A 12539-nucleotide genomic window follows, 5' to 3' on the forward strand; every position below is an offset into this window, starting at 1 on the left:
AAGATTGCAGCGTGATTGTCTTTTTATGATTTGGATTGAGTGGGATTTTAAGTGTTAGACCGTTTCTTTACGGTATTGACGTGGCGAGCTTCCACTCCACTTACGAAAGGCATGTCGAAAGTTAGCGCTGTCTGAAAACCCAACGCGCTCAGATATCTCTTCAATGCTCATTTGAGTTGAAGAAAGGTAGTGCCGGGAAAGGTGAAAACGAACGTGGTCCAGTATCTTCTGGTAGCTGGTATCGGCTGCTTTCAGGTGACGACGCAGAGTTCGAGAAGACATGCCCAGTTCTGAAGAAATGGATTCTATAGAAGGGTAACATCCTGGCCTTTCAATCAGCATCTGAGAGACTTTCTCTTTGAGGCTACTGGGTGCACTGACTTTTGCCAACATGTCATCACACGATTTTAAGCACATCTGTAAAGTGATGGGGTTGGCGGTAGGAAGAGATGAATACAAGGTGGTTGCGTCGAACTCCCATTCAAGCCGGTCACTATTGAATTCAACCGGGCAGCGGAAAATCTCTGTGTATAGATCGCCGTATTCAGGTTTTGGATAGGGGAAGCGGATCACTTGAGAAGGAAAGGGCTGCTGTAAGACCTCTTCGCACAAACTGTGTATCGCCGCGAACCAGTATTCACAACAAAAGGGCAGTAAAGAATCGAGTTCGATAAGTTGCTCTGCGCGAAAGTAACCAATGTTGTCTTCTACAGACATGGTTTTCCTGAGGACAGGGCCAGCAAGTTGCAGATACTTAAACCCGATTAAAAAGGCATCGAGTAGTGTTTCGCTGCTAAACACCGCATAACCGAGCACGCCGAAATCGCTGAACCTCGCTTGTTGGCCAACTTTAAGCCCCAATCCGTCTTCGTTGGAATTCGCTAACGCATTACTGAACACAGCAAGCTTTTGCGCCAAAGTGATGTGTGTATCGGGTGTGTTGAGTTGGAGAGCATCGATGTTACTGCCTTCGAGCAACTCTTCGATACTGAGAACAGGCGACAGGTAACGATGCAGCAACTGAAGATCCAGAATGCCGAATGCTTGCATGTCGGGTTCGTAAACTGCGGTGTATTCCATAAGCTGCCTCTTGTTGAATATCGATATCTTAACCGAACTTTTAACATTTACGCCTGTTGCTTGTTCTCACTTTCGCAAGCTTGTTCCAAATTTTGGTTTATGTGTGCAAGGTTTTATTGGGCTAGCGCAGGCTGTGTCCGAATATCACCGGTTTTTGTCTTTTTGAAACCTGTTCGAAATGTTATCGAAATGTTGTAATTTATTGGGCTGCACATTGGAGCGTCTCAAACATTTTGCTCAATAACGACTCTTATCTACATGACACACCAATGTGCAGGCTCGTGATGACAAGAAAGAGACTTATTACAACGATTAGAACGTCTACGGTGACCGTCACAAACAGGTCTAAGCCGCACAAGGAGATCATGTATGCACAATCTTGCTGTTAATTTGGAGCGTAGCGCTTCGCTTTTTCCAACTAAAGCCGCTCTGCGTATGGGATCGGATGAAATCAGTTTTTCTCAGTTAGAACAACTTTCTGGAAACGTGGCTGCTAACTTGAAAAGGCTTGGGTTGCAGAACGGAGATAAGGTAGCGTTGTCATGCCCGAACGTGACTTACTTTCCGATAGCCTATTACGGGATTCTAAAAGCGGGTTGTGTAGTCGTGCCTTTGAACGTGCTATTCAAGGCCAGAGAGATCGCTTATCACCTTAATGACTCTAACGCGAAGGCCTATTTATGTTTTGACGGCAGTGAAGAGCTTCCAATTGGTCGCTATGGTTTACAAGGTTTTGAGCAGGCAAACCACTGTGAACACTTTGTCGAGATGCCTATCCCAACAAACACAGACACTACTTTAGAAAGTAATGGGGAGCATGAATCAATCGCTGATTGGTTGGCACAACCTTTTACTCCTTTTGAGTCTGTGGCTTGTCATGGCGATGATACCGCTGTGATCCTTTATACCTCTGGCACGACGGGTCAACCAAAAGGGGCTGAGCTTTCCCACACCAACATGCAAACCAATGCGATGTCGTCACAGTATCTAATGAGATTGGAGTACAGCGACACCACAATGGCTACACTGCCTTTATTCCATAGCTTCGGTCAGACGGTGATGATGAACGCGAGTGTGCTAACAGGGTCCACCATGGTGTTGATTCCTCGTTTTGAACCGTCATTGGTTATTGAACAGATCATTAGCCATAAAGTCAGCGTGTTTGTGGGTGTTCCTACTATGTATATCGCGCTATTAAAGGCGGGAGAAGAGTCTTCTGATAGTTTAGAAAACACAAGCAAACGCTCTGAACAGGTTAAACACAGCTTGAGGTTAGGTGTTTCTGGCGGTGCTTCTATGCCGCTTGAGGTTATACGACAGTTTGAATCTCGTTTTGAATTACCAGTCTTAGAAGGTTATGGGCTCTCGGAAACGGCGCCGGTTGCGACCTTTAATCATATTGATGGCGATCGTTTATCGGGTAGTGTCGGTCAGCCTTTATGTGGCCACCTCATCAAGATTACTGATATACAAGGCAACTCTGTCGCTATGGGTGAACTCGGCGAAGTCTGCATTAAAAGCCCAAGTGTGATGAAAGGCTATTATCAAAGGCCAGAGGCGACAGCTGAATCTATTCGTGATGGTTGGTTCTTAACGGGAGATATCGGTCGCGTCGATGAGCATGGCAATTTGTTCATTGTTGACCGTGTTAAAGACATGATTATTCGTGGTGGGTACAACGTTTATCCACGTGAAGTCGAAGAAGTGTTGATGTGTCACCCCGATGTCGAAATGGTCGCGGTGGTAGGCGAGCATCATGAACATTTAGGCGAGGAGATCCACGCGCATGTGGTTCTTCACGAACATACGCAATGTGATAGTGCCGCCTTGATAGCATGGTGTCGTGAGCAACTCGCCGACTACAAATACCCGCGTAAGGTATTCATTCGTAAAGCCTTACCCATGACAGCAACCGGAAAAATCTTGAAGCGTGAGTTACACCCACTAGAAATAGCGGAGATGGCAAATGGATAGTTATGATTTTATTATTGTTGGCGGTGGTTCAGCTGGGTGTGTGATGGCTTCTCGGCTGTCGGAAGATCCTGATGTGACGGTTTGCTTGTTAGAAGCGGGTGGTAAAGACACCAGCCCATTCATTCACACACCCGTTGGCGTGGTGGCGATGATGCCAACCAAACTCAATAATTGGGCATTCGAAACGGTTGAACAGCCGGGTTTGAACGGTCGTAAAGGCTATCAGCCTAGAGGTAAGACACTTGGCGGTTCTAGCTCTATCAATGCCATGATGTACGCTCGTGGACATCGCTATGACTACGATAGATGGGAAAGCTTGGGCAATGCTGGCTGGAACTATGAATCCTGTTTGCCTTACTTTAAGAAAGCAGAAAACAACGAAGTCCACCAAGATGAGTTCCATGGCCAAGGTGGTCCTCTTAATGTGGCCAATCTTAGATCGCCAAGCCCTATGTTGGAACGTTATTTAACGGCGTGTGAATCGATAGGTGTACCTCGCAATGAGGATATTAACGGCGCTGCTCAGTTTGGGGCGATGCCGACGCAGGTAACACAGCTGAATGGTGAACGATGCAGTGCTGCCAAGGCTTACTTAACGCCAAACCTTTCACGATCGAATCTCACGGTCGTGACCAAAGCCACCACACATAAGGTTTTGTTTGAATGCAAGAAGGCGATTGGTGTTGAATATGGTTCTAGCGGAAAGCGTTATCAGATACGATGCAACAAAGAAGTGATTCTTTCCGCTGGCGCGTTTGGTTCTCCCCAATTGCTGTTACTGTCTGGTGTCGGTGCTCAAACTGAACTAGAGACACATGGAATCGAACAGGTTCATGAATTACCTGGAGTGGGCAAGAACCTTCAAGTTCATATCGACTTAGTACATTCGTATAAATGCAGTGAAAAGCGTGAAACTTTTGGTATCTCGCTGCAAATGGCCTCTGAAATGACCAAAGCCTTACCACTATGGCACAAAGAACGCCGCGGTAAAATGAGCAGTAATTTTGCAGAGGGAATAGGCTTTCTCTGTTCCGAAGATCATATCGCTGTACCGGATTTAGAGTTTGTATTTGTGGTCGCTGTTGTAGATGACCATGCTAGAAAAATTCATACCAGTCATGGCTTTACCTCTCATGTCACCTTATTGCGACCGAAGAGCTACGGCACCGTAACGCTCAATAGTAATGATCCCTATGATCCGCCTAAGATCGATCCTGCGTTTTTCAGTCATCCTGAAGACATGGAGATCATGATTAAGGGCTGGAAGAAGCAGTATCAAATGTTAGAGAGTTCCGCGTTTGATGATATCCGAGGCAATGCTTTCTACCCTGTGGACGCCAGTGATGACAAGGCTATCGAGCAAGATATTCGCAATCGTGCAGACACTCAGTATCACCCGATCGGGACCTGTAAAATGGGACCTAGTAGCGATTCTTTAGCTGTGGTAGATAAAGATCTCAAAGTTTATGGATTGGATAATTTGAGAGTCATTGATGCTTCTGTGATGCCGACACTGATTGGGGCAAACACCAATGCACCAACCATTATGATTGCTGAGAAAGTCGCAGATCAAATCAAACAGCAATACGGGTTTGGCAAGCAAGAATCTAATATTCAAGCGAAAGGCGAAGCTGTAGTTTTATTCAAGAAGTTAAGTGATAACCATAAATAAAACAGTAGGTTAGATAGTCTTGATTTGGTAAGACTCTCTAACCTATTTTTGTGTGCTTACTTAGAATTAAGTAATGCTAAATCAATAGCTTAACCAATAGTATTACTTAGTTAGTGCTTGATTAAGCCACTGATCAAATTGACCTTTTGGCAGTGCACCGTTAATCGTATCAACACGTTGACCGTTCTTGAACACCATCACCGTTGGGATGCTTCTGATTTGATACATAGCCGCCAGTTGCTGTTGAGCTTCGGTATCAATTTTAACAAATCGAACATCGCCAGCGCGCTCTTTAGCGACATCGCTGAACACAGGTGCGAAACCTACATCTAATTTCTGTGGATTTGTTTTTATTATCAAGAAAACTTTAATTAGTTGATTTTGTTGGAAATAAATGTTTTTTCAATTAATCGATGTTATTGACAACTTGTCAACCCAGTACTAGCTTTATTATTAATTCAATAATTGAAGGTATCTTGCGTATGAATACTAGTATTTTGAGCAAATTATCTCTTCTATCTGGTGCTATATCAAAGCCATTAAGCTTACAGGTGAGCGCTGTAATTGACTCAGTTTACCCAGAAGGATATGAAACAAAAAAGATACAGATATTTAATATTTATGCAGCTTTCTTGTATTCTCAGGATTTGACGAAATTTAACGGTATCGAGATCTTTAGTAATAAAGATAAGTTTCAATCCCATCTAGACATGCTCATTGGTTTTATTTATGCAGAGCAAGAAGGTTTGAAATTTAAAACAATAACAACCTTCTCCAAGCCTATTCATAATGTGATGTGCACACTTGCCAAAGTCAATAACATTGATATTCCTACAAGAACATTTGGCATTACAAAGATTAGTCATTATATCCAGGACTGCATTAGTAAATATCAATCACTGCCAGTCAATGATGATAAACTGGCCTATCTAAATGGTTGGTTGATTACATCACAGGAGCGTAGAAATGTTGTGGTTCAGCTGGACTTTCTCTACGTGAAATATGGTCGTTATTTTACTGATAAAATACATGATGCCTTAAGGATTTATGGATTAGGGCAGAAAACAAACACGCTCCAATCGAGAATCTTTGAGCTGGTAAATTTACTTGAGGTTGTATCGATATTAGATAAAAAAGGCACGATTGAATCTTTCGAGTTATTACTTGATGAAAATAATGTACAAGTGACTTTTTATAAAGTATTTCAAATTAAATTATCAGAATGCATCTTCAAAAATAACAATTTAGTTGCCTTTAATAGGGCGTTTATAACATCAATTGAGGCGTATGAATCTGCGTTTATTAATAGAAGGGTTTACCCTTCTCCTTTGAAGCCTTTTATTAGACCTAAAGTTTTACAAGTTCAAAACCCACCCAGTTTCTCTAGTGGCGGTAAAGCAAGTGAATTGGAAAAGGTGCGTTGGTTTGCTGATATCCCTTTACAGATTAAAGATGAGGAGGCAATCGAGATTATAGAGGCGCGTAATAATCGAGATATGGGATATTTAAAAACGGTTTTAGTAAGTCATTTTCACGATATTAAAAGGAGACAAGAAAGAAATAAAGCATTTATTGAGAATGGTAGAGTTAAACCCATAACAGGAAACGTAGGTGGTCGTGGTGCTATAGCTCACCCTATTGGTAGTGTGCATTTAGAAAACACCGTAGCTACTTTTTATCATTATGGCATTGGAGGCTATAAAGGTACCGATTATGATGTTTTTCTTGGATTTAGATCTAAGACATACGAGCTAATTAAGGAGCTTAATCTTCCTACAAATTCGACACTGTTTACCTTGACCGCATTACTTGTTATTGAACACCCTAAGATCACCCCTGCATGGCTTCAAAAACTCCAATTGTTTAATGAATACGGTAAAAGACAAGGCTACTTTCAGGTTGGGGAGAAGTTCATATTGTCGAGTGAAAAGGAGCGTAGAGGGCGTAATTTGGCGCAACAAGATGTAGTTTTAAATGACTTTTCCAAATTAATTGTGGATTTTATTGTGGAGCACACCGAGCTTGCCAGAGAGCATTTGAAATCCATCGGCAACCCCAACTGGATGTACCTGCTGCTGACTTGCTCACACAACCAAGCTTTTCGCCCACAAACATCGGCCGCTTTATACCAGAAAAAGCCTTTTTTTATTCGTTTACTTAAAGAAAAAGCCAATATCGCTTATGAGCATGGCTTGTCTGATCAGGATGTTGATAGTATCGCCAGTGTTATTACCCATAGGGCAATTCGTCGTCACCGAGGGCTTCAGATTTATTTAGAGACGCGATCACTAAGCGCTGTTGCTGATGCTTTAGGACATAAAGAAGCACAACGTCAATTGTTGGAGTCCTACCTACCCAAGCCACTAATGGATTTCTTTACCGAACGAGTTGTTCGTCAGTTTCAAAAAGCTATTACTCTTAAAGCGATGGAAAAATCTCCTTACTTGTTAGATGCAGTGAACATGTCCTATGAGCAAATTAAAGAGTTTATGGACAATCATGGTTTAAGTCAGATTCCTGATTTAAATGTGGATTCGTTTGACAAGGTGGTTTCAACAGCTGAAAAAAGCCTCTTTGACAACATCGTATTTACTATCACAGTACCATTAATTCAATTGCTTATCAGCATAAGAGCCATCATTGAAATTGATGGCGACGAATCCAAATTTCATGATCTCGTTGAGCACTGGTATCAATCTGCATCCTATATATTAAAACGGTTTGAAATAGGGGATTTTTCGGACAGTGATGAAATTCAAGATATGTACAACAAAGCAAAAGGCCTTCCGCTAAACCACGATATCATTAAAGAGGCGATTTCATGTTAACCGCCGTATGTAATCATATTTATTTTGAGGAGCTTACTGGTGATATTGTAGATAACCCCGAGCTCCTTAATGGAATGCACATAAATACGCTGTCTCGATTAACAGCTTATGCCGTTGAGAAGGATGACTTTCGGGTTCTTGCTTTATTAAGTCAGATTCACACTGGTATCCCAATGCAAGAGGACTATCTGCCAGAATGGTGGTTATCGGATTTTCATGATGACATTACAAAAGTGAAATTTGATCACCAAAAAAAAACAAAAGAAATCCGTTGGTGTGACATTACGTTGGGTGACGGAAAACTTCTAACAAACGACAAGCATAAGCCATTGCTAAATGCTTTTAAGTTTTGGCTAATCGCCTATGATAACCCTCACGAGAATGGCGGTAAGTTAGTTAGTTCAAAAACAGCCGTCAAAAAGTACAACCAGATCCTCGTACTCATAAATACTATTTTATTGAACGGTGATGCGTTAAAACTGCCGGAATTCCATTTGCAAAAGGTAACAGATGAGTTTTGGTTAAAATTGCTCATAACGATTGCGAAACACTCTGGCTCAGTCATAAATGAACTTTATGAAACAAACTCTCGAATAAAGGATCTTTTAGATAACGTTGTTGTCCCAACAGAGGAAGTTGAGGCATTCAAGGTTAAATACCCTCACACTACTCGTGAACTAGCTAGTGATGACATTACTCTAAATCTTAAAGACAGGGTGAAAGCTTGTTGCTGGCTTCATAAGCAGCGTTATTATGCAAATAAAACAAGGGATAAATATGGTCATAGCAAGCCTCAAGGCAATAACGTCGTCCTCAAAAAGTTGCTGTTCGAGGGAATGATTTTTACCGATGATCTTACCATTCCCACTATTCCAGAATTAGAATTAAAGCCAATACCTGTTAGTACGGAATACAAAGCAATAGCAAATAAAGAAAGGGGTAATGGAAGCTCGCCAGATAGTCTTGGCTACTGGCTAAATGTTATTAAAATGATTAATACTAATGTTGACAAAATCGGTGTTTGTGAATTTAGACCTGTAACAAGCGATATATCTGTTGCTACTATTCAAAAACTTGCCACACTTCGTAAGCAAGGGCGTACTAAAACATTACCTCCTGAATTTGTTTTCGACTTATTTAGGGATAGCTATGAGCTTCTAAAACAATTTTGCCCATCGCCAAAAGAAAAAGGAATTAACTTTTGGGCTAACATGTTGGATTTATTGGTAGAAGCGAATTCAAAATTATCAGGACAAGACACCAATCCTCAGCGACCTAATTCTCGGTCAATGGCATTTGACGAATCACTCCATTGGAATATGCCAACTAGTGAGCTTGGCCATTGGCTTAAATTTGAAGCCATTGATTTAGTTCACTCATGTTTTAAGAAACTAGGTGTCAAGCAGTTCGACGCTATATCTTCGAGTGATAAGAGTCGTCATACACGAATCCGAAACAACGAATCGATGCTTGAACTTTTCAATATTTTACAAGGTGCAGTTCAGCTACTTGTTGGTGCTATTATGGCAAGGCGAGTTGATGAACTTGTAAGTATGAAACCGTATGGAAACCTTGTTTATATTGACGAGAACGGCAAGAGCTTAACCGATAGTAACCCTTACATTGACGATAGTGAGGGCTGGTCTTTGCGGTTTAAAGTCAAAAAGACAGGGATTAAAGGTAAGAACTTAACGGAAGTCAGGCCAATCCCGTTATCTATTGCTCGCTTTGTTTGGCAGTTGGAGCAGTTTAATCAACAAGCTATTGAATCAAGTTTGGATAAAAAAGGCGAACTATGTCTGTTTAATTATATTGATACGCAAACATTTAAAATGGGCAAGCGTAATTCTGATGGATTCAATGCAGCGTTTGATGCGCTATGCGATTATTTTGAGACAGAAATCGTTGAGATAGGTAATGGTAAATACCGTCGTCATTATGTGAGGCAGCACCAATTAAGACGCTTCTTTGCTTTAGTATTTTTCTGGTCAAAAGGTTATGAAAATATGGAAGCGCTTCGCTGGATGCTTGCTCACTCAGATCTAGAACACTTACATAATTATATTACTGAGTCTGAATCAGGCGCAGTGCTTAATAGTGCAAAAGCAAGCACCATTGTTCAAAGTGTAATCGGTAGAAAATCAATGATCGATGACCTTAATGAAGTTGAGAAACTTCGAAAAACCATTGCTAAGAGATTGACAAACGATGCCTCTAGAATGCTGCATGTTAAAACGTTGGATGAAGCAGTTTGGGATTTTGAAGATGGAAATGAATATCAGACTGTTCCGCATATAAAAAAGCTTCAAGCGGAACAAGATTTAGAAAATGAAGTGTTAACGTTACTAGAAGATGGCTCCATAGCGTTGTATCCAGAGTTTTTTACAGTTGAGAATGAGAATGGAGAGGAAGTCAAAAGCTTCAACCTTATTTTAAAAGTTAATGAGTTGGAGAATGAATGATGAATAAGGAAATAAATCAGAATAAAATATGGAAAACAAGAGATTACCTAAATGAAATTATTGGCTCACCTAAATTATTCAAAGAAGATAAGGAGCTACTAAAACAATTAAAATCTCAAGGAGGACTCGCTAAGCTTGAATCTCTGGAGCGAAATATTGAGCCATGCGCTTTAAACACCTTTAAATCTAACGCGGACGAGGTTTTCGGTGGAGGCTTTGATGCAATTGATCAGCTACGAAAAAATGCAGTGAATGCTCTTGAGTTCGAGATTAAGGAAAATAAGTCACGCAAGGGTAGTTTGAACACCCATGCTGGTCAAAAAAAACGTATCTTGGATCAAAAGAAAGAGATTGAAGCACTACAAAGAGAGAACATGTTACTTACTGCGTTACTGCGTGAATCTCGATCAAAAATGAAGACCCTCGCTATATACAAAGGGACAGAAGAACAACGTTGGGAGGTTTATCTTACTGCTAACCATCAGATTCAGAATGTTTGCGATCTGTATTTTGAAGGTAATATATGATTACCAATACATTAAGGGGGGTTGAATTTTGGACGCATTTGGGTGTTCCAAGTATTGCAAAGAAGCGAAAACCAATTGATGTCCCTTTTCTTAGTTATTCCAACTACAAACCTTGTATGGAAGCTAATGCCTACATGCACCACTTAGCAGTGCAAAAAAATCTTAAAGCAACAACGATTAGGACGTATGCGGATAAGCTTGTGCACTTAATTCGCTTTATAGATAGTCAACCTACGTTGAGTCGCTTTAGCCAACTTACAGATAGTTCGTTTACTCTTTTTATACAGAATCTTACATTAGAAGTAAAACCTAATGGCGAACCTAAACGGTCATCGACGGAGGTTGCGAAGATCGGTGAAATTTGCGTCAAATTCCTTCAGTTTGTCCAGACATTTCAAGACTTGACTCACTTTATTGGTCATGATGAAACTAGTGCTATATTTGTTATTGAGAAGAGGCGATCTATCTTTATCGAGGGCAGGAAAGATAAAAAAGAAGTTACAACTTTCACGCATCCATCATTCCCAAGAAAGGGAGCGATAAAGAGTCGTCACCCTGTCAGTCAGGAGGATGCTCTCAAAATATGGAAATACATCAATAGCCAAAAGAAAGATGTTTCTTATATCAAAGATACCAAACTGAAAAGGCTGGCGAAAAGGGAGAAGTACGATAAACGAAAACGTGATAAAGCGATCTATGTATCAATGGAAATGCTTGGTGCCCGTGTCGAAGAGCTCCATACTCTTAGATATAGTGATTATATTGATGCGCGACGAACAGGAACACTTAGAGTCAAAACTAGTAAAAAACGAAATGAAGAAGATAATGTTCGTTATCTACCTGTCGATCATACATTTTTAGAGCAAATAATCAGTTATATAGACGTTAGAAGACGCGTTATGAAGAAGTTTATGGTTAAGCATGATTATCTATTTATTAGTTTAAATAATGGTCAACCATTTAGTGCTAAATCTTGGACTAAGTACATCAAACAATGGGCTGACGAGTTAGCAATTACAGGACGAGTGTCCCCCCACCTGTGGCGACATGCTCGATTTACAAATTGGATGATAGATCGAATTTTGGTGTCAAAAGAGATCAACAGTAAAGACGATTTTAGGAAAAATGTTCTCCATACCATGCAGTTCAAGAAGGAGTTACAGCAATTCTCAGGCCACACCCTTATTAGCTCTCTAGACATTTATCTGGATCTAGCTTGGGAGCAACTTCATGGTTATGCAAAGGTTTATGGTGCAGCTTCTCTAAAAACAACTGTAGAGAGTGTAGAGCGTAGAATCGAAGATATAGAGTCGCAGATGGAAAGGAATGAACTCACAGTCGTACAAGCGATGCAGAGCGTTAAATATCTACTTTCGGCATTTAAGAAAGATGTTGAAAACGCCATAGCCAATGAGAGTAAAGAGGACTAGCCTCTTAATCCCATCAATATGGATTAAAGTATGGTCCTTTCTTGGCTGTAAATACACTTATCTCACATAACCGACCGCTAAGGCTTTAATAAGTATACCTAGACTCAGAGCTTTTGAATTTCCGACCACCACACCGTTCCACTATGAACAACACATGTATTATTGATAATAAATTCTTTTACTATCAACCTCTACTTTGACTCAGTGCCAAGATGAGTTTCTTTCTTTCGCTCTCAGTCATTTGAGAAATAATGCATGCTAGTTCAGCAGAGCTTTCATCTTCACAGAAAAAATAATTGAGTGGGACACCTAGTTCATCAGCGATTAGCTTTAAGGTTTGAACATCTGGGGCGTGCTTGCCTTTCTCGTATTGATTCATTCGAGGGCTTGCTGAACTAGCATCCATACCTATGCTTTCTCCCAAGGCTTTTTGAGAGAGTTTTGCTTTTTTTCGAGCTTGTTTGAGTCGCTCGGGGATTGGGTTTTTAAATGACACTTAGATTTCATTTCTCAGGTCTCAAGTTAACTAAGATTTTCTTAGTTTTATGGATTTCTGTATACTAAGC

Annotated in this window: 8 protein-coding genes and 1 pseudogene; 6 read left to right on the forward strand and 3 right to left on the reverse strand. The window is 40.7% G+C overall.

All coding sequences use genetic code 11. The features are described from left to right. Nucleotides 1-54: 54 nt before the first annotated feature. Nucleotides 55-1080, reverse strand: coding sequence for an AraC family transcriptional regulator (locus tag AB4263_RS07320; protein WP_017064564.1), 1026 nt, complete (start codon nt 1078-1080; stop codon nt 55-57). A 369-nt stretch (nt 1081-1449) separates the two neighbouring features. On the opposite strand from AB4263_RS07320, the gene AB4263_RS07325 reads away from it, so the two are divergent. Together AB4263_RS07325 and AB4263_RS07330 are read left to right on the forward strand one after the other, a co-directional pair. Then, nucleotides 1450-3054, forward strand: a complete 1605-nt coding sequence (locus tag AB4263_RS07325; RefSeq protein WP_372097993.1) for a long-chain fatty acid--CoA ligase — start codon at nt 1450-1452, stop codon at nt 3052-3054. Continuing rightward, the gene (locus AB4263_RS07330) at nt 3047-4726 is read left to right on the forward strand and encodes a GMC family oxidoreductase (RefSeq protein ID WP_372097994.1); all 1680 of its coding nucleotides are present in this window, start codon (nt 3047-3049) and stop codon (nt 4724-4726) included. Before AB4263_RS07325 ends, AB4263_RS07330 begins: the two co-directional genes overlap by 8 nt. Nucleotides 4727-4828: 102 nt before the next feature. Here AB4263_RS07330 and AB4263_RS07335 read toward each other — a convergent pair. Next, nucleotides 4829-5053: pseudogene (locus AB4263_RS07335) on the reverse strand (thioredoxin domain-containing protein); the annotation flags it as partial. Nucleotides 5054-5208: 155 nt separating this feature from the next. On the opposite strand from AB4263_RS07335, the gene AB4263_RS07340 reads away from it, so the two are divergent. From AB4263_RS07340 to AB4263_RS07355, 4 genes are read left to right on the forward strand one after another with little or no spacing between them, the layout of a single operon-like run. Beyond that, nucleotides 5209-7554 (forward strand): hypothetical protein, encoded by a 2346-nt coding sequence (locus AB4263_RS07340; protein ID WP_372097995.1) that lies wholly within the window; start codon nt 5209-5211, stop codon nt 7552-7554. After that, nucleotides 7548-10016, forward strand: a complete 2469-nt coding sequence (locus AB4263_RS07345; RefSeq protein ID WP_372097996.1) for an integrase — start codon at nt 7548-7550, stop codon at nt 10014-10016. The genes AB4263_RS07340 and AB4263_RS07345 overlap by 7 nt, the downstream gene beginning before the upstream one ends. Beyond that, complete coding sequence (locus AB4263_RS07350) at nt 10013-10543, forward strand: hypothetical protein (protein WP_372097997.1); 531 nt, start codon at nt 10013-10015, stop codon at nt 10541-10543. Before AB4263_RS07345 ends, AB4263_RS07350 begins: the two co-directional genes overlap by 4 nt. Further along, nucleotides 10540-11973 (forward strand): tyrosine-type recombinase/integrase, encoded by a 1434-nt coding sequence (locus AB4263_RS07355; RefSeq protein ID WP_372097998.1) that lies wholly within the window; start codon nt 10540-10542, stop codon nt 11971-11973. Before AB4263_RS07350 ends, AB4263_RS07355 begins: the two co-directional genes overlap by 4 nt. Before the next feature lie 184 nt (nt 11974-12157). Here AB4263_RS07355 and AB4263_RS07360 read toward each other — a convergent pair whose 3' ends face one another. Beyond that, entirely contained in the window at nt 12158-12469 is a 312-nt protein-coding gene (locus AB4263_RS07360) for a helix-turn-helix domain-containing protein (RefSeq protein ID WP_372097999.1), read from the reverse strand. Nucleotides 12470-12539: the final 70 nt, after the last annotated feature.

It is taken from the genome of Vibrio sp. 10N.261.55.C5 (genome assembly GCF_041470505.1).
Lineage (GTDB): Bacteria > Pseudomonadota > Gammaproteobacteria > Enterobacterales > Vibrionaceae > Vibrio > Vibrio crassostreae_C.